This is a genomic window from Streptomyces sp. NPDC000134, from assembly GCF_042899225.1.
Taxonomy (GTDB): Bacteria; Actinomycetota; Actinomycetes; order Streptomycetales; family Streptomycetaceae; genus Streptomyces.
On record NZ_JBIAZN010000007.1, the window covers coordinates 105,255 to 124,438 of the forward strand.

Below are 19,184 nucleotides of genomic sequence, written 5' to 3' on the forward strand. Positions count from 1 at the left end.
GGGCGCGGGGGGTGGGGGGCCCCCACCCCCCCGGGGTGCTGAACCACCCCGGCCCGGCCCCCCCCCCCCGCGGGCCCCCCGGGGGGGGGGGGCAGGGGGGGGGGGGGGGGGCCCCCCCCCCGCTTCCCCGGCAGGGGAGACGGGTCAGGAGATCAGCTTGATCGCCTGCCAGCCGCCCGTGCCGGCCACCGTCGGCGGACCGACCGGGCCGGTGCGCCGGCCCGGCACGAACTCCAGGCCCGCCGTGGTGTTCGCCGTCGTCGACCACAGGTCCGGGACCCCGTCGCCGTCACTGTCACCGGAGGCGGTGAACGCCGGGCGGGCGGTGGTGGTCCAGCCACTGCCGAACGCCGTGCGGCTGGAGCCCGCGCCCAGCGAGGCCGGGTCGGTGCCGCCGTCGGGCACCCCGTCGCCGTCCGCGTCACCCCGGGACTTGCCGTGGTACACCCACAGGTCGCCGGTGGAGGTGTTGCGGGCGATCAGGTCGGTGAAGCCGTCGCCGTCCACGTCGCCGGGGGAGGCGAGCTGCATGACCGACCAGCCCGAGTTGCCGATCAGGTACCCGGCGTCGAGCGTGCCGTAGGCGTACCCCGGCAGGAACCACAACTGGTCGCCGATGACCGCCACGAAGTCGGGGTTGGACGACTCGTTGTCCGGGGTGATGTCACCGACGGAGACGATCTGCTTGATCGTCGCCGGGTCGATCGCCGTATCGGTCTCCGGGTCCGGGAAGAAGTACACCTCCTGCTTGGTGTCCTCGGTGAACTCGCCCAGCCCGTTGTTCGGGTAGAGCCACAGCTTGCCGTCGGAGCGGCGGGCCACCAGGTCCTCGTAGAAGTCGCTGGTCCAGTCGCCGCGGTGGGTCAGCAGCGCGCCGCCCCAGCCCCCGTTGGAGGACAGCGGGAGCATGGTGGCGACCTGTCCGCCGCCCGTGCCGCCGTACAGCCGCAGGTTGTTGCTCCCGTCGACGGCGAAGAAGTCCGGGGTGCCGTCGCCGTTGACGTCGCTCGGCTTGTCCGCGACCCCCGGGCTCCTGACGTAGAACCGGTACGGGTAGACCGGGCCGGAGTTGCCGCCGGCGTCGACCATGCGCACGTACAGGGTGTGCGGGCCCGGGGTGAGCGGGGTGACGGCGGCGGTGGCGCTGCCGCCCTTGGCGGCCGGCTTGGCCTCCTTGCTCGGCGGGGTCCGGTCCAGGTCGTACAGGTACTTGGCGGTGTCGGACACGCCGTTGGCGCCGAACGCGAACACGCCCTCGGTACGGGCCGGCGCGCCCTCCACCGGCTGCATGTCGGCGGAGGTCTCCGGGAACAGGCCGTCCTGCGAGGTGACGGTGGGCATCACGGTCGGGGCGTTCGGGTCGAAGCCGAAGCGGCAGCCCGCGGCGCCCAGCGTCGGCGTCCAGTCGGAGGCGAACGACGCGTCGGAGACGTCCTCGGCCTGCGCCTTCCAGGAGAACTGCCCGTTACTGGCGCCGAGGTGCTGGGCCAGCAGGGTCTTGGGCACCTGGATACGGGCCTGCGCGCCCTTGGAGTCGTCGGATCTGACGGTGACCTTCACCCGCTTGTCGAAGATGATGCCGGGCGCCACATCGTGCTTGCCGGTGGCCCACAGGTGGAACTGCACGTTGACCGAACCGCCGTCCGGGTCCCACACCTGCGCGGTCAGCGTCACATCGGTGTTGCCGACCGTCACGTACGTCGAGCCCTGGCCGCACTCGGTGGCGCCCACCTTGGTGCTCGGAATGGTGTCCAGCGCCCAGGGCGCCTTCGGCGGCCGGTTGAACTCGACGATCAGCTTGGCGTCCGGGCTGAACTTCTTCCAACTGTATTCGTCCTTGTTCTCCTCCGCGCTCGCCGGAGCCCGCAGACCGAAGGTGACGTTGGCCCACTTGCCGGCCGCCGCCTTGACCGCCGCGTCCTTGGCGGTGAAGTCGACCGCCTTGTTCGGGCAGCCGTAGGTCTCGTTGCCGTGCGCGTAGTCACGGCTGTCCTGCCGGGCCGACCAGGAGGGCTGCGCGCTCCACGTGGTCTTGGCGGAGATGCCGCCGGTCAGCCACAGCTCCACCGGCTTCGGAGTGCAGGACCACGAGTGGGTCTCGGTGATCTGGAACTGAGCGTCGACCACCTTCACGCCGGCCAGGAACTTCGAGCCGACCCGGAAGAAGGAACGGGCGGTGCCACCGGTCGACGACTCGTAGCCGACCCGGGCCTCGCTGGTGGTGCCGCCGCCCCACCCGGTGCCGTTCCAGTAACTGCTGGTCGGGTGCGGCTTGTAGGCGATCGTCCACGCCTCGCGGGTGCCGGTCATCCGCGGGTCGATGTAGACGGGGAACTCGGTGTCCGGGGCGTCGAGCAGTTCCTGGTCCGGGGTGAGCAGGATCTTGCCGTCGGCGATCTCGACGCCGACCTCACTGCTCTTGGTGCCGGGGGTCAGCGGGGACGGCTCCGGCTCGGCCGCCGGGGCCTGCGGCGCGGCGGCGGCCGTCGTGCGTGCCGTCTTCGACACCGGCGCCGGGGCCTGCTCCGCCTCGCCGGAGGAGTCCCACATCCGGGCCGTGGAGGACGCGAACACCGTCTGGCCGGCCGCGTTCACCGCCTGCAAGGTGCCGGTCGTGGCGTCCTCGCGCACCGTCAGTCCCCGGGTGCGCAGGCCGAAGCCGACCTCGGCCAGCTCCGGACGGTCCGCGGCCTCGGGCGTCTTGACGATCAGGGCCTGGCTGAAGCCGTCCACGCCGGCCCGGACCGCCAGGTCCACCCCGGGGAAGACCTCGCGGTAGGTGGCGGTGGAGCCCTCCAGCACCGGCTCGGGCAGTGCCTCGGGCCAGGTGAGGGCCAGTTCACCGCCCCGGTCGGCGAGGGTCACCAACTCGGTGTCCCCGCCCGCGGAGAAGGTGACGTCACCGGGTGCGGCCGCGGGCCGGACCCGGCCCGCCCGCTCGGTGAGGGTGGTGTCGACGGGCAGCCAGGCACCCTCGCGCTTCACCCGCACCGGCAGCGTGTGCTGGGTGGTGCGCAGGTTGCCGTTGGGCAGGGCATGGGTCTCGCTGGTCTCGGAGCGGGCGGACACCACCTCCACCGGCTCACCGGTCTCGGCGGCCCGTTCCAGCGCGCGTTCCTCGGCGCTCGCGGACGCCGTGGGGGCGGAGTCCGCCGCGGCGGCCGGGCCGGGCGCCAGCGAGGTCAGCGGTGTCAGTCCGAGCGTCCCGCCGGCGAGCACCGCGACGAGCGCGGCGCGGCTCCAGCGCCCGGCCGGGTGCTGTCTTCGGGATGTTACTGGCATGGGCGAATCCCCCCGGAGTCGTTGCCGTGCGAACTCCCCCGGAGTCCGCCGCGAGCCCATTCACGCGGGCCGCAGCGCCGAACAGTACACGTTCACAGGGCAGTTCTTTACTCACCCATGGGCGAAGTGGGGATGATCGCATTGCCTCCGCTTTGCTTGCCAGGGTGATCTTCACGGCCTACTGTCTGACCGTTCACCACTCGATCACACAGAGTGAGTAAGGGGGAGGTCCTTCAGTGGACCAACTGATAAGACAGTTGCGCTGGCTCGCGCACTGGCACAGATCCGTGTCCCTTCTCGTGGGACTCATTCTCTTCGTCGGACTGATACCCGACGACGCCAGTGCCGCCGACGGCAGCTCCCGCACCGGGGGCGTGCAACGCGAAAAGTCCGTCCCGGGAAGGGACTTCGAGAAGAAACGCCCCAAGGCGCGGGACGACGCCGAGGGCGCCTTCCGGCCGACGACCGGAAAGGTCACCGCCGACACCTTCACCACCCTCGTCACCGACCGCCGCGGCAAGCTGCCCAAGCGGACCCCGGCGGCCACCGGCACGCCCGCCCCCACCGCCGTGCGGGACCGCATGGTGAGGGTCCGTCAGGCCCCGGGCGGCACCGGTGAGAGCGGCACCGGCAAGGGCGTCCGCACCCGGGGCACGGCCCCGAAGCGGGCCGCCGCCGCACCCGGCACCGCCGTCCAGGTCCGGGTCGAGGACCAGGCCGCCGCCCGCAGGGCCGGGGTGAACGGCGTGCTGTTCACCGCCGCGCCGGCCGGTACGGGCCTGGCCCCCGCCGCCTCCGGCGCGGTCGAGCTGGAGCTGGACTACGCCTCCGTCAAGGACACCTACGGCGGCGACTGGGGCTCCCGGCTCCGCCTCTACCGCCTCCCGGCCTGCGCGCTGACCACCCCGCACCTGGAGAAGTGCCGCACCCGCACCGCGCTGCCCGGCGCCAACGACCCGGCCGCGCGGACCGTCACCGCGACCGCCGACCTGGCGTCGGCGCCCACCGTGTTCGCCGCGACCGCCGCCGCCTCCGGACCCGGCGGCAGCCATGAGGCGACCTCCCTGTCCCCGTCCGGCTCCTGGATGGCCGGGTCGTCCTCCGGCGGCTTCGCCTGGACGTACCCGATCGAGGCGCCCGAGGTCCCCGGCGGCCCGCAGCCCGAGGTCGAACTCTCCTACTCCTCGCAGGCCGTGGACGGCCGGACCGCCTCCACCAACGCGCAGTCCTCCTGGATCGCCGAGGGCTGGGACTACGAGCCCGGCTTCATCGAGCGGCGCTACCGCTCCTGCTCGGACGACAAGGGCGAGGTCGACGGCAAGAAGCCCAACAACACCGGCGACAGCGGAGACCTGTGCTGGGGCTCCGACCACGTGGTGATGTCGCTGGGCGGCAACACCACCGAACTCGTCAAGAAGGACGGCACCGACGAGTGGCGCCCCGCCGACGACGACGGCTCCCGCCTCCAGCGCAAGACCGGTGCCGCCAATGGTTCCAAGGACGGTGAGTACTGGGTCCTGACCACCACCGACGGCACCCAGTACCACTTCGGTCTGAACAAGCTGCCCGGCGCCCCGGACGGCACGGTCACCAACTCGGCGCTCACCGTGCCGGTGTTCGGTAACCACCCCGACGAGCCGTGCCACGCCACCGCGTTCCTGGACTCCGACTGCAAGCAGGTCTACCGCTGGAACCTGGACTACGTCGTCGACCCGCTCGGCGACGCCATGACCCTGTGGTGGACCAAGTGGACCAACCACTACGGCCAGAACATGAAGGCCGACCAGCAGGCGGCCTACGACCGCAACGCGCAACTGTCCCGCATCGACTACGGCCTGCGCTCCGACAAGCTGTTCGGCGTCCTGCCGGCCGGCCGGGTCGCCTTCACCCTGGCCGAACGGTGCGTCGCCACCTCCGCGTTCGACTGCGCGGAGGCCAAGCGGACCACGGCCAACGCCAAGTACTGGCCGGACACCCCGCTGGACCAGGAGTGCGCCGCCGGCGCCAAGTGCACCGACAAGTACTCCCCGACGTTCTGGTCGACCAAGCGGCTGACCAAGATCTCCACCAGTGTGCTGGCCGGCACCGCGCTGAAGCCGGTCGACTCCTGGACCCTGGAGCAGTCCTTCCCGGACACCGGTGACGGCACCTCGCCCGCCCTGTGGCTGGAGTCCGTCACCCGCACCGGGCACGGCGCCGGCTCCACCGCGTCCATGCCGAAGGTCACCTTCGCCGGCCTCCAGATGGACAACCGGGTCGACGGCGTCGAGGGCCTGCCGCCGTTCAGCCGGTACCGGGTCCACGCCATCGACACCGAGACCGGCGGCCGGATCGGGGTGAAGTACTCCGACCGCGACTGCCGCGTCCTGGAACCGAAGCGGATGCCGGCCTCCCCCGAGTCCAACACCATGCGCTGCTTCCCGCAGTACTGGACGCCCAAGGGCGCCCTGAACCCGGTGAAGGACTGGTTCCACAAGTACCTCGTCACCGAGGTCACCGAGGAGGACCTGGTCACCGACAGCCCCGCCAAGGTGACCTCCTACGAGTTCCTCGGCGGCGCCGGCTGGGCGTACGACGACAGCGAGTTCACCGAGAACAAGCACCGCACCTGGTCGCAGTACCGCGGCTACGAACGGGTCCGCACCCGCATCGGCGGCGGCAGCGACGTCAAGCAGCTCACCGAGCACCGCTACTTCCGCGGCCTGCACGGCGACAGACTGCCCTCCGGCACCCGGACCTCCACCGTCACCACCAGCGACGGCGGCGAGTACCAGGACCTGCCGCAGTACCAGGGCCAGATGCTGGAGCAGATCGGCTACGCCTCCGACGGCGGGCCGGTCGACTCCGCCACCGTCACCACCCCGTGGGCGGTGCGGACGGCCACCCGCACCCGGGCCGGCACCACGCCCCTGGAGGCGTGGATGACCCGCCCGGAGACCGTCCGCACCCGCGAACGCGTCAAGGGCGACACCTGGCGCACCTCCACCGAGACCACCAAGTACGACAGCTACGGACTGCCGTACCAGGTCGAGGAGACCAGCCCCGGCGGCAAGGTGCGCTGCTCCACGGTCAGTTACGCCCGCAACACCGGCGCGTACCTGATCGAGCTGGAGTCACGGGAGAGGACCGTGCTCGGCGCCTGCGGCAGCACCGGCGGCGAGGTCGTGGAGGACACCCGCACGCTCTACGACGACCTGGCCTTCGGCGCGGCCCCCGTCAAGGGCCTGCCCACCGAGGTGCAGGAACTGAACGGCACCGGCGACGGGTACATCACCATCGACCGCACCGAGTACGACATCCACGGCCGGGAGACCGCGACCTGGGACGCGGACAACCGCAGAACGTGGATTCGGTACGAGCCCGAGACCGTGGCCCGCCCGGTCGAGCAGATCTCCACCGACCCCCTGGGGCACACGGAGACCACGGTGTTCGACGAGGTCCGCGGCCTGCCGCTGACCGAGACGGACGCCAACGGCAGGACGGCCACCATGGAGTACGACCCGCTGGGCCGGCTCCTGAAGGTCTGGGAGATCGACCGCGACCCCAAGACCCAGACCCCCACGGCCACCTACGACTACACCGTCCGCCGCGACGGCCCCACGGTCGTCACCTCGCGGACGCTGAAGGACAACGGCGAGTACGCCGTGTCGTACGAGATCCTCGACGGCCTGCTGCGCGAGCGGCAGACCCAGGACAAGGCGGTCGGCGCGGGCCGGATCGTCAACGACACCTTCTACGACAGCGCCGGACGGGTCTGGAAGGAGAACGACGGCTACTACAACGCCGCCGATCCCGAGCCGAAGCTCCTCCAGGTCGGCGACCAGGACGTCCCGTCGCAGAACCGCGTGACCTTCGACGGCCTGGGCCAGCCCACCGCCGAGGTCACCTACTACCGCGGCACGGAGAAGCTGCGCACCACCACCGAGCGCGACGGGGACGTCTCCACGACGATCCCGCCGAAGGGCGACACGGTCACGGCGACCTTCGAGGACGCCGAGGGCCGGGTGGAGAAGCTGCGCGAGTACACCGACGAGGCCCGGACCAAGTGGCGGGACACCCTCTACGAGTACGACGACTTCGACAACCTGCGCAAGGTGACCGCGCCCGGCGGTGCCGTCACCACCTTCGAGTACGACAAGCGCGGTCGCCAGACCGCGGTCACGGACCCCGACGGCGGCCGTACCGAACTGCGGTACGACAACGCGGACAACGTGGTCGAGACCATCGACCCGTTCAAGCGGTCCCTGTTCACCACCTACGACGCGGGCGGCCGGCCGACCACCCTGCGCGAGGGCAGCGCCACCGGGCCCAAGCGCGTGGAATGGACGTACGACTCCCTCGCCAAGGGACTGCCGACCGCGCAGATCCGCTACGACAACGGCCGCGAGTACCGCGAGGAGGTCGTCGCCTACGACGACGCCTACCGGGTGAAGAAGACCCGGACGGTGATCCCGCAGGAGGAGACCGGCCTGGCCGGCTCCTACGAGTACGAGTACGCCTACACTCCGACCGGCAACCTGGCCTGGGCCTCCGTGCCGGGCGTGGGCGGCCTGGTCACCGAGCGCGTCGTGTTCCGGTACAACTCCGACGACCTGCCGGTCTTCATCGGCGGCGCGTCCACGTATCTGGCCAACGCGCAGTACTCGGCGTTCGGCGAGATCCTGCGCACCGACGCGGGCCCGGCCGGCCGGCAGGTGTACGGCACCTACGTCTACGACGAGTTCACCAGGCGCTTGCAGACGGCCACCTTCGACCGCTCGCTCACCCCGGGCCGCATCAGCGAGACGCGGTACGGGTACGACGAGGCCGGCAACGTCACCAAGATCACCGACGTGCCCGGTGACGCGGCCGAGGGCTCCGGCGCGACCGACACGCAGTGCTTCGTCTACGACCAGCTCCGGCAGATGACCTCGGCCTGGACGTCGAAGACGGCGGACACCTGCGCGGCGGCCCCGTCGAAGGACACCGTCGGCGGTCCGGAGGCGTACTGGCAGTCCTTCCGGTACGACGAGGCGGGCAACCGCACCGGGCTCGTCGAGCACGACCCCACCGGCGACACCGCCAAGGACGTCACCCGCGAGTACGTCTACGGCAAGCAGGGCGTCGGCGGGCCCAACGCGCTGGCCGAGGTCAGGTCGACCGGCCCGCACGGCGAGTCCGTCGCCACCTTCGGCTACGACAAGGCCGGCAACACCACCGGGCGCCAGCACGGCGGCACCGACCAGACGCTCGAATACGACGTCGAGGGCCAGTTGCGCAAGGTGACCGAGCCGGTCGAGGGCGGCGGCACGAAGACCACGTCGTACCTCTACGGCGCGGACGGCGACCGCCTCATCCGCACCGGCGCGGACGGCAGCCGCACGCTCTACCTCGCCGAGGCCGAGCTGACCGTCAACGCGGCCAACACCAGCGCGAAGGCGGAACGCTTCTATCCGCTCCCGGACGGCTCCACGGCGGTCCGCGCGACCGGCGGTGTCCGGCAGCTCATGCTGGCCGACCACCACGGCACCTCGCACACGGTCGTGGACATGGCGGACACGGCGATGCGGGTCACCCGGCGCAAGTCGACGCCGTTCGGCGATGCCCGCGGGCAGCAGCCCACGTCCTGGCCCGGACACCGGGGCTTCGTCGGCGGCACCGTCGACGAGGACACCGGCCTGACCAGGCTGGGCGCCCGCGACTACGACCCGGCCACCGGCCGGTTCCTCCAGGTCGACCCGATGGTCGACTACGGCCAGCCGGCCACGATGAACCCGTACGCCTACAGCAACAACGCGCCGGCCACCTTCTCCGACCCGTCGGGCGAGTTCTTCCCCGTGCTGATCGGGATCGCGGCCCGGATCGCCATCCAGGCGGCGATCCGCGCGGCGGCCCGCCGCGCGGCGATGATCGCGGCCCGCAAGGCGGCGCAGGCGGCGGCCCGGCGTGCCGCGGCCCTGGCGCGCAAGCGCGCGATCGAGGCCGCCAAGCGTGCCGCGGCCAAGGCCCGCCGGGAGGCGGCCCGGAAGGCGGCGGCGGCCCGCCGCGCGGCGGCCAAGCGGGCGGCGGCCCGTGCGGCGGCCAAGCGCGCGGCGGCGCGCAGGGCGGCGGCCCAGGCGCGGGCCCGCGCGGCGCGCGCCGCGGCGAAGAAGGCGGCGGCGCGCAGGGCGGCGGCCCGGAAGGCGGCGGCCCGTCCCAAGCCGCGGGCCAAGCCCCGTTCCCAGCCGAGGCCGCGGCCCAAGCCCCGGCAGGTGCAGCGGGCGGTGAAGAAGGTCGCCAAGGAGGTCCGGGAGGAGGCCAAGGAGAGCGCCAAGGAGGAGGTGCACAACCAGGTCCAGGCCCAGACCTGCGAGGTCAACAGCTTCCGGCCCGGAACGCTGGTGCTGATGGCCGACGGCTCCACCAAGCCGATCGAGAAGGTCAGGGCCGGCGACAAGGTGGTGGCCACCGACCCGAGGACGGGGAAGACCTCCGTCCAGACGGCCGCGGCGACCATCGTCGGCAAGGGCCGCAAGGACCTGGTCCGCATCACCCTCACGGTCCATGACGGCTCCTCCGCCGCCAAGGCCACGACCACCACGGTCACCGCCACGGCCGGCCACCCGTTCTGGGTGCCGACGCTGCGGGAGTGGGTCGACGCGGGTGACCTGAAGCCCGGCCAGTGGGTCCAGACGTCCTCGGGCACCTGGGTCCAGATCACCACGGTCGAGGCGTGGACGGCGCCCGAGGCGACGGTCCACAACCTCACGGTCACCGACGTCCACACGTACTACGTGCTGGCGGGAGCCACGCCGGTCCTGGTGCACAACACCGGTGGCAACGGTCACATGTGCGGTATCTCTGTGACCTCGCCGGACGGAAGTACGAGGAACCTCTCGCTGGAGAGCGGGGATATGACACCCGAAGAGGCTGCGCTCGGGTATCCCAATAACTCGGCTTTCACGCACACGGAGCATCGATTCTCGCGTATGGCGGGCGCCTCCACGGGGCCGAAGGTTTCGCTCCCGAACGACCCCTTCGCCGGAAAGTTCCCGTTGAGCGCCGGCGATATAGTGAGGATGCAAGGCCAACTCCCCCCCTGTTCGCGCTGCAAGGGTGCGATGAACCGTATGGTCAGGGAGTTGGGAGTGTCGGTCACGTACGAATGGTCCGGCGTCAAGGGAGCCGGGTCATGGATAGCTGGAAGGAGGAGACGCTAATGATGAGATTGACCGCCGCAGAGGTCGGGTTCTTCGAGGATTACGAGGACGAAGAGGCCCTGGAGGTGGGCTTCGCCGGAGTGGATGAGGCCGGCGTCCCGCGATCGTTCTCAATTCAGCGATCCACGTATGAACCTGATGAGCAGGAAATCCAGTCCGGCATGGATTCCTACAACGTCTCCACGGAGCGGGGCTTCACCGTCTACGGTTGCCTTCGAAGCGTGCGGCTGTCCGATCTGGTTCTCACGCTGGAATTCACCGCCGAGGACGCGGAGGCTCTTGAGATCTCGACGCCCGTCGAGGTGGACCTGAGCGAAGCCCGGGTCGACGAGGAGAACCTGTCTCGGAACCTTCGCGAGATCCTCGACTGGGGTTCTCGCGAGAAGCGGCCGGAGCTGGTCGGGCTGGGCGGGCCGGAACCCGCCGCCGACGAGTAGGAGACGCTGATCGAGGACCTCCCGTCAGGTCATGCCGCACGGGAGGCCGAGCAGCCGTCGCCCGGCAGAGGGCCCCCTCCGCGCAGGAGCGCGGAGGGGGCCCTTAGCCGGGCAGATCCAGTACGGGGTCCCCGGTGACGGCAACGCCGGAATCCGAAGGCTGCTACCGTTGCCGCATGTCCCGGTCCGCTGAATTGCTGCGACGTATACGCGAGGACGAGAACCTCGCCGAACTGCTCGCGCATCCCTTTGAATTCGACATCCGGCGCACCGCGTACACGGACGCCCCGCGGCTTGCGTCCGGAGCATCTCTCGAAGTGATTGCCGGGGATTCCACGGGCGGCGCATTCTATGTGAGCGGCGATGAACCCGAACGTCCCGTGTGGTATGCCAGCAGCGAAGGCGAGGCGGGCATTATCGCCCCGGATCTCTCCGAAGCGCTGGTCCTCCTGATCGGCCTGCCGTACTGGCGGGACTGCCTGAAATTCTCGGACAACGGCGACCTGGATGCCATGCGCACCGCCGCCTCCTTCCTCCGGCGCGACCTGCTCGCCGACGACCCGGCACTGCCGTCCGCCCAGGCCCGCGCCGCCGAGGCGCTCGGACTGGCCGTCGACCCCGTGCCGGCCCTGGTGGAGCGCCTGCACGCGACCGTGCGCGACACCGGCCCCGCCGACCTCTTCCTCGACGACACCGGGGAGTACGACGGCCTGTTCGGCCCGTTCCCGCCGAGCCGCAACCCGCGCCGGCGGTGACCGCGCGCCCGCCGTTCGGATGGCGGCGGGGGAGCGGCACGGTGCTGTCTGCCCGGGTCCGGCCGCGCCGGGTGCCAGGGTCGGACCATGGAAATCGGGTACAAACTGGCCTCCGAGGCCTTCGGTCCGGAAGAACTCGTCCGGCAGGCGGTCCGCGCCGAGGCGGCCGGCTTCGACTTCGTCGAGATGAGCGACCACTTCCACCCCTGGCTGGACGTCCAGGGACACTCCTCCTTCACCTGGACCGTGCTGGGCGCCATCGCGGCCAGGACCGAACGCATCGGCCTGGTGACCGGCGTGACCTGTCCGACCGTCCGCTACCACCCCGCGATCATCGCGCAGGCCGCGGCGACCCTCGCCCTGGTCTCCGGCGGCCGTTTCGTCCTCGGCGTCGGCTCCGGCGAACGCCTCAACGAGCACGTCGTCGGACCCGGCTTCCCCGAGACCGTCCGCGGCCGGCACGAACTGCTGCGCGAGGCCCTGGAGATCATCCGCCTGCTGTGGAGCGGCGGTTACCACTCCTACGAGGGCAAGCACCTGAAGCTGGCGGACGCCCGGGTCTTCGACCTGCCCGAGCGGCTCCCCCTCATCGCGGTGGCGGCCAGCGGCCCCAAGTCGGCGGCGGTCGCCGCCGAACTCGGGGACGGCCTGTTCGCCACCGAGGACAAGGCGTCGATCGTCCGGCACTACCGGGACGCCGGCGGCTCCGGACCCGGCTACGCCGAGGTGCCGATGGCCTGGGCCCAGGACGAGCGCTCCGCCGCCGAGGAGGTCCTGCGCACCTCCCGGTGGGCGCTGACGGGGTGGAAGGTGATGAGCGAACTGCCCAACCCCGCCAACTTCGAGGCCGCCACCACCACGGTGCGCCTGGAGGACGTCCTCGGCAAGTTCGCCTGCGGCCCCGACCCGGACCGCTATCTGGCGGCCGCCCAGCGGTACGCCGACGCCGGCTTCGACCGGCTGGTCATGCAGAACGCGGGCCCCGACCCCGACGGATTCATCGACTTCTACCAGCGCGAACTCGCCGAGCCGCTGCGCGGGTTGCGTCCGTCGGACTCCGCCGCCTAGGAAGCAGTGCCCCCGCACCCCCGCCGTCGCCGGTGGTGCGGGGAGGCCGCGGTGCCTCCCCGTACGACTGCCCGGGGCGGGCCATGGTGGTCACCGCTCGTCGAAGTCCGTCGACCGGGAGACCTTCTCCCACTCGGTGAGCTCGGCGCGCACCGAGTCCAGGTGCGCGGTCAGGAAGTCCACCGCGTCACCGCCCAGAGCGAGACGGAGCGGTGTCTTCTCGGCGTCCAGGGCCAGCCGGATCGCGGCCGCGGCCTTGGCCGGGTCACCGGGCTGGCCGCCGTCGCCGCCCCGCACCGAGCGGCGGGTCGCGCCCACCGTCCGCGCGTACGCCGGCATCTCCTGGGAGAAGTAGGCCGCGTTCGCGCCGAACAGGTTGGTGCGGAAGGCGCCGGGTTCCACGATCAGCACCTTGACGCCGAACGGCGCCACCTCGTCGGCCAGACCCTCCGACAACTGTTCCAGCGCCGCCTTGGTCGCGCTGTAGGCGGAGAACCCGGCGAAGGAGAGCTGCCCGCCGAAGCTGCTGATGTTCACGACCGAGCCGCTGCCCCGTTCCCGCATCTGGGGCAGCAGCGCCCGGGTCAGCCGGGCCGGACCGAACACGTGCAGCTCGAACAGGTCGCGCAGCTCCTGGTCGGTGGTCTCCTCGAACGCGCCCACCTGGGTGCGGCCGGCGTTGTTCACCAGCACGTCGACGCGGCCGTAACGGGACAGGACATCGGCCGCCACCGCGTCGATCAGCTCGCCGTCGGTGACGTCGAGACGGACCGCCTCCACCCGGTCCGGGTGCGCGGCGACCAGATCCGCCAGCGCCTCCGGCCGCCGGGCCGTGCCGATCACCGTGTCACCGGCGGCGACGGCCGCCTCCGCGATGGCCCGTCCGAATCCGCTGCTCGCACCGGTGACCAGCCACACCTTGGCCTGCTCGCTCATCTCCGCGTCTCCCTCGTCGACGGCCGCCCGGGGCTTTCCCCGCCGGCCAGGTCCCATCCTTCGCCCCGTACCGCGACGGCGTCCAAGACCCGTTGTGATAGCCATGCGTTATGGATGTCCACGGGCGCGACCTGCGCTACTTCGTGGCGGTCGCTGACGAGTTGAGCTTCACACGGGCCGCCGAGCACCTGTTCGTCTCCCAGCCGGCGCTGAGCAAGCAGATACGCATGCTGGAGAAGCAGTTGGACGCGGAGCTGTTCGCAAGGGACCGGCGCACCGTGCGGCTGACCCGCACCGGTGAAGCCCTCCTCCCGTACGCCCGCGAGGTGCTGGCCGCCTGGGACCGGGCCCGCGCCGCGGTGCGGGCGGCCAGGACGGCCGGGCAGGGCGTCCTGACGGTCGGCATGTCCACCAGCCCGGGGCGCGGGCTGCTCCCCGCCCTGCGCACCCGCCTCACTTCCCGGCACCCGGACGCACGGCCCGTGCTGCGCCAGGTCAACTGGGCCGATCCCACCACAGGGCTGGCGGACGGGTCCAGCGACGTGGCCCTCGTCTGGCTGCCGCTGCCCGACGCCGACCGCTACCGGTACGTGGTGGTGGCCCGCGAGCCGCGCCTGGTGGCGCTGCCGGCCGGCCACCCCCTGGCCGAGCGGGCCGCGGCCGACCCCGAGGGGAAGGTCGACTTCACCGACCTCATGGACGAGCCCTTCCTCGCCCTGCCCCCGGAGGCGGGCCCACTGCGGGACCACTGGCTGGCCCTGGACGCCCGGGACGGCCGCCCGCCGCGCGTCGGCGCCGTGGTCACCAGCGCCGAGGAGACCCACGAGGCCGTGGCCAACGGCCAGGGAGTGGCCCTGCTGGCCACCGGCAACGCCCCGCTGGTCGTCCGTGACGACGTGCTCGCCCTGCCGGTCCGCGGCATCTCCCCGGCCCGGCTCGCCGTGGCCGCCCGCCACGACGACCGGCGGCCACTCGTCCTCGCCTATCTCGACGCGGCCCGCACGATGGCGGGCGCGACGGCCGAGCGGTCTCCCGGGCCCGGGTGACCGTCCGTGAGGCCGCCGAGGTGGCCGGGGCGTCCCTCTTCGCGCCCTTCCGGACGTGCCGCCTCACCGGCCCACGGGATCGCCCTCGGCGCCGTCGTCCCGGGTGCGCAGGACCGCGTGACCGCCGTGATCGAGGGGCGTCCCCAGGTGTACGGGGGGTGCCTCGTCGCCCGTCGCCGCGTGCACGAGGTGGACCTCGCCGTGGCCGCCCCGGGTGACGGCGACCCAGTCCGAGCCCGGTGAGGCGGCCACCGCCCGGCGCTGGACGCCCTCCCAGGGGGTGCCGCCGCGCCGGGGGGCGCCGGCCATGGCGGGCAGGGGGACGCGGCGGGCGGTGTGACCGGCGTCCAGCAGGACCAGTTCGTCGCCCTCGGGGTGGATGCGGGTGAAGGCGGTGTGCTGCCGGGCGAGGGCCAGGCGGAACACCAGACCGGGACCGAGTTCCGTCCGTACCGTGCGGCCCGAGCCGAGGTCGTGGCACCACGCCTCGTTGGTCCACTCCGGCCACCGCGACGGGTCCCCGGGACCGCCGCGCAGCGTGGACCACAGGGCCCGGCGCCGGGTGTCGAGACGCAGGTACCAGCCCCGCGCGGACGATCCCCACGGGATCACCGCCTCTTCGACGAGCGTGTCACCTTCCCGGCGGGCCCGGTGCACCCCCTCTCCGGTGGCCGCGAACACCCGCCCGGCGTCGGGGTCCTGAGCGTCCCCGTGCCCGTCGTCCGGCAGCGGCAGCCGGCCGTGGGGCTCGGCCCGGGGGCAGCCGGGCGGGGCCGTGAGCAGGCCGGCGAAGCGGTGCACGGCCAGCGCGCCGGGCTCCCGGTGCCGCAGGACGACCAGCGGATCGCCGCCGCCCAGGACCGTCACACCCGGTTCGCCCACGCGGGTACGGACCCTCGCCGCCTCGCCCGTCTCCCGGTCGACGACCGTCAACAGGTCCGACCAGGGTGCGCCGTTCGCGCCCAGACCGGTGGTGACGGCCAGTCGGCGGCCGGCCGGGTCGCAGGCCAGGTGCTCGGCCGGGCCGGCCACCGGGACCGCGGTCTCCACCAGGTGCTCGCCGTAGGGATCGAGCACCAGCAGCTCGCCCCTGCGGTCGTCCACGCAGGCCACCCGCCCGCCCGGCAACGCCAGGAACCCGGCGTGCTCGGAGAGATGACGACCCGTGAGACACCCGACGCGCACCCCGTCCGGCACGGTCAGCACCTGGACGGTCCCCGCCCGGTGGTCGGAGACGAACAGCACGGCGGGCGGGGCGGGGATGGTCATGGGGCCTCCAGGGACGACGCGGCAGGGGCTCGGAGCGATCTCATGAAAATGATTATCATGTATCTTCGTGGCGTTCCGGCTCCCCGAGAAGAAGCGAGGGCTTCGATGCTGCGCTCACCGTCACGATGCGTCCGAGGCTGGATCGCCGCGGTGCTACTGACCCCGCTCCTGGCCAACTGCGGCACCGCCACCGAACCCGCGAGCGCGGACGGCGCCCCCGGCCCGCGGACCGAGGTCACGGTCGAACCCATCGAGGCGACCACCCGGCTGACCGACACCGGCGGCGTCGAGGTCTCCCTCGGCAAGCGCCCCGAGCGCATCGTCTGCCTCTTCGCCCTCTGCGACGACATCCTCACCGAACTGGGTGTCGTCCCCACCGCCACCAACAGCGCGCTGCTCGCCCACCCCGGCTTCCTGGGAGCGAAGAAGGCGAAGGCCGTCGACGTCATACCCGGCGGGTTCATCGCCCCCGAGGTCGAGGCGATCCTCGCCCACAAGCCCGACCTCGTGATCGGCCTGGGCGACACGCACGGCAAGCTCGCCCCGGCGCTCGAGGACGCCACCACGTTCTGGCCGATGCAGCCAGAGTCCTGGCAGGACAGCGTGGGTTACCTGCGCGACGTCGCCGCGCTCACCGGCCGTACCGCCGAGGGCGAGCGGGCGGAGCGGGCCTTCCGTGTCAAGCTCGCCGCGGCCGAGAAGTCCCCGAGCGACAGGACCGCCCTCGTCATCTACGGCAGCGACGAGAACTTCGGCGTCGCCACCCCGGAGACCGACGTGACCGCCAGCCTGTTCCCCAAGCTCGCCGACTACCCCTGGAAGTCCCGTGGCGTGGAGGGCAGTTACAGCCTGGAGGAGATCCTCGCCGCCGACGTCGACGTGCTGTTCGTCGAGACGATGAGCTTCGGCGGCACCGACGGCACCCTCTCGGAGAAGCTGGCCGAGAACCCCCTGTGGGGCAAGATCCCCGCGGTGCGCGAGGGTGACGTCCACGAGGTCGACTCCGAGGTCTGGGCCAAGGGCCGCGGCACCCGCTCCCTGGGCATCGTCCTCGACGAGGCCACGGCCGCGCTGCGATGAGATCGCCCGAGCCGGACGCGGACGCCGAGCCGTCCGCACGACGGCACGCCGTAACCGGCCAATTCGTCCTGTTGGCCGTGCTGTTGACCGCGTCGTCCGTCTGTGCCCTGAGCCTCGGCACCCCCTACGTACCGCCGCACCTGCTGCCCGGTGCGCTGCTGGACGGGGACGCCACCCTCGCCGGGATCGTCGTCGGCGAACTGCGCGTCCCCCGGCTGCTGCTGGCGCTGGTCGCCGGCACCTGTCTGGGCGCGGCGGGGCTGGTGCTCCAGGAGGCGCTGCGCAACCCGCTGGCCGTACCGGAGATGCTGGGAGTGTCCTCGGGGGCCGCGCTCGGGGTGGCCGCGCCGCTCGTCCTGTCCCTGTCGCTGCCCGCCGTCGCGCAGCCCCTGACGGCCATCGGCGGGGCCGTGCTCGGCGGCGGGCTCACGCTGCTCGCCGCCGGGCTGGGCCGGGGTCCGTCCGCCGTCCTGCTGACCGGCGCCGCGGTCGCCGCCGCGCTCCAGGCCGTGCTGCTGGTGCTCATGGTCATGGCCGACCAGCTCGACCTCCAGCTCATCTACCGCTATCTCCTCGGCTCCCTCTCCGCCCGCACCTGGGACGACGTCACCGGGCTGTGGCCGTGGCTGCTGCTGTCGGTTCCCGCGCTCGTCCTGTGCGCGCCGGTGCTGTCGGTGCTGAGACTGGGCGACGAGGACGCGCGGGCGCTGGGGGTGCGCGCCCAGCGGGCCCGGCTGGCGGCCCTGGCCATCGCCGTCGTGCTGATCGCGCCGGTGACGGCGGTGTGCGGGCCGGTGGCCTGGGTCGGGTTCCTCGCGCCGCACCTGGCCCGGCGGTTCGCCCCGACGGCGGGTGCCGTGCGCTGGCTGCCCTGGTCGGCGGCCTGGGGCGCCGCCGTCGTGGCCGTCGCCGACGTACCGGCCCGGCTGGCCCTGGCCCCCGTGGAGACCCCGGCCGGCGCCTGGACGGCGCTGCTCGGCGTACCGGCGGGAGTCGCCCTGCTGCGGTCGGGACGGCGGAGACCGGCAGGCGGGCGCGAGGACCCGCCGGCCGGGCCCGCCGCCCTCCCGTACGCGACACCGGCCCCCGGCTCCGAGGACCCGGGAGGAGCCCGATGAGCCGCCGTTTCGTCCTGTTCGCGGCCCTGGCCGTCCTCTGCGCCGCGGGGGAACTCGTGGCCGGGCGCGGCATGACCCCGGGGGCCGTGTGGGACGTGCTGGCCGGGGGCGGTGACGCGACGGAGCGGCACATCCTGCTCCAGCTCCGGGTGCCCCGGCTGCTGGTGTCCCTCGGTGCGGGAGCGTGTCTCGCGGTGGCCGGACTCGTCCTGCAGTCGGCACTGCGCAACCCCCTCGCCGGGCCCGAGGTCACGGGCGTGACACCGGGCGCGGTGCTCGGGGCGGTCGTCGCGACGGGCCTCGGACTGGCCGGGTGGGACTCGCCCCTGGCCGTGGTCGTCGCCGCGTGCGCGGGCGGCTGCACCGGGGCATCGCTGCTCTGGCTGCTCGCCGGGCGCGGCGGCGGCGACCCGGCGCGGACCGCGGTGCACGGAGTGCTGGTGTCGGCGGTGCTCGGCGGGTTCACCGCCATGGTGCTGCTGGTGGCGCCCGGCGAACTCGGCAGCGTCGTCCAGTGGTTGATCGGCACCACCGAGGGCCGGGTGTGGCAGCACTGGCATCTGCTGTGGCCGTGGGCACTGGCCTGGGGCACCACCGCCTGGCTGCTGGCCGGGCCGCTGACCCTGCTGCGCTGCGGCGACGACACCGCCCTCGCCTCGGGGCTGTCCGTCCGGCGGGCCCGCGGCCTCGCCCTGCTGTGCGCGGTGGCGCTGACGGCGGGCGCGGTGGCCGCCGTCGGCGCCCTGGGGTTCGTCGGGCTGCTCGCCCCGCACCTCGCCGTGGCCGTCTTCGGCGCCGACCTGCGGGTGACCCTGCCCGGCGCGGCCCTGGTGGGCGCGGTCGTGGTGGGCGGGGCGGACGCGGCGGCGCAGGCGTCCTCGCGACTGCTGGCGCTCGTGCTGGACTCCGGCCGGCTGGTCCTGCCGGTCGGGGCGCTCACCGCCTGCCTCGGGGCCGCGCTGCTGCTGGTCGTCGTGCGCCGCGCGCCGGGCCGGACCTTCTGATGTCGACAAAG

The 19,184-nt window shown here is 72.7% G+C and carries 11 protein-coding genes; 8 read left to right on the forward strand and 3 right to left on the reverse strand.

Features of this window, described 5'->3' with window-relative positions; all coding sequences use genetic code 11:
- Positions 1 to 144: 144 nt before the first annotated feature.
- Positions 145 to 3,282 carry an FG-GAP repeat domain-containing protein gene (locus ACFY32_RS12670; RefSeq protein ID WP_390674118.1) on the reverse strand — a complete coding sequence of 1,046 codons (3,138 nt, stop codon included), beginning with the start codon at positions 3,280 to 3,282 and terminating at the stop codon, positions 145 to 147.
- 236 nt (positions 3,283 to 3,518) lie between these two features.
- Between ACFY32_RS12670 and ACFY32_RS12675 the strand changes: the two genes are divergently transcribed.
- The 4 genes from ACFY32_RS12675 (at position 3,519) to ACFY32_RS12690 (ending at position 12,720) form a co-directional block, all read left to right on the forward strand.
- Positions 3,519 to 10,460 (forward strand): polymorphic toxin-type HINT domain-containing protein, encoded by a 6,942-nt coding sequence (locus ACFY32_RS12675; protein ID WP_390674119.1) that lies wholly within the window; start codon positions 3,519 to 3,521, stop codon positions 10,458 to 10,460.
- Positions 10,433 to 10,897 carry an Imm10 family immunity protein gene (locus ACFY32_RS12680; RefSeq protein ID WP_390674120.1) on the forward strand — a complete coding sequence of 155 codons (465 nt, stop codon included), beginning with the start codon at positions 10,433 to 10,435 and terminating at the stop codon, positions 10,895 to 10,897. Before ACFY32_RS12675 ends, ACFY32_RS12680 begins: the two co-directional genes overlap by 28 nt.
- Before the next feature lie 176 nt (positions 10,898 to 11,073).
- A complete protein-coding gene (locus tag ACFY32_RS12685) occupies positions 11,074 to 11,652 on the forward strand; it encodes a hypothetical protein (protein WP_390674121.1) in 579 nt (192 codons plus the stop codon).
- Between the two features lie 87 nt (positions 11,653 to 11,739).
- Positions 11,740 to 12,720 (forward strand): TIGR03557 family F420-dependent LLM class oxidoreductase, encoded by a 981-nt coding sequence (locus ACFY32_RS12690; RefSeq protein ID WP_390674122.1) that lies wholly within the window; start codon positions 11,740 to 11,742, stop codon positions 12,718 to 12,720.
- Between the two features lie 90 nt (positions 12,721 to 12,810).
- Here the strand turns inward: ACFY32_RS12690 and ACFY32_RS12695 are convergent, their stop codons facing one another.
- Complete coding sequence (locus ACFY32_RS12695) at positions 12,811 to 13,656, reverse strand: oxidoreductase (RefSeq protein ID WP_390674123.1); 846 nt, start codon at positions 13,654 to 13,656, stop codon at positions 12,811 to 12,813.
- A gap of 110 nt (positions 13,657 to 13,766) precedes the next feature.
- On the opposite strand from ACFY32_RS12695, the gene ACFY32_RS12700 reads away from it, so the two are divergent.
- A complete protein-coding gene (locus ACFY32_RS12700; protein ID WP_390674124.1) occupies positions 13,767 to 14,702 on the forward strand; it encodes a LysR family transcriptional regulator in 936 nt (311 codons plus the stop codon).
- A 63-nt stretch (positions 14,703 to 14,765) separates the two neighbouring features.
- Here ACFY32_RS12700 and ACFY32_RS12705 read toward each other — a convergent pair whose 3' ends face one another.
- Positions 14,766 to 15,971, reverse strand: coding sequence for a hypothetical protein (locus ACFY32_RS12705; RefSeq protein ID WP_390674125.1), 1,206 nt, complete (start codon positions 15,969 to 15,971; stop codon positions 14,766 to 14,768).
- 105 nt (positions 15,972 to 16,076) lie between these two features.
- On the opposite strand from ACFY32_RS12705, the gene ACFY32_RS12710 reads away from it, so the two are divergent.
- The 3 genes from ACFY32_RS12710 to ACFY32_RS12720 all read left to right on the forward strand — a co-directional run bounded on the left by ACFY32_RS12710 (position 16,077) and on the right by ACFY32_RS12720 (position 19,173).
- Complete coding sequence (locus ACFY32_RS12710; RefSeq protein WP_390674126.1) at positions 16,077 to 17,051, forward strand: ABC transporter substrate-binding protein; 975 nt, start codon at positions 16,077 to 16,079, stop codon at positions 17,049 to 17,051.
- A gap of 83 nt (positions 17,052 to 17,134) precedes the next feature.
- Positions 17,135 to 18,169, forward strand: a complete 1,035-nt coding sequence (locus ACFY32_RS12715) for a FecCD family ABC transporter permease (RefSeq protein ID WP_390674255.1) — start codon at positions 17,135 to 17,137, stop codon at positions 18,167 to 18,169.
- Positions 18,166 to 19,173 (forward strand): FecCD family ABC transporter permease, encoded by a 1,008-nt coding sequence (locus ACFY32_RS12720; RefSeq protein ID WP_390674127.1) that lies wholly within the window; start codon positions 18,166 to 18,168, stop codon positions 19,171 to 19,173. Before ACFY32_RS12715 ends, ACFY32_RS12720 begins: the two co-directional genes overlap by 4 nt.
- Positions 19,174 to 19,184: the final 11 nt, after the last annotated feature.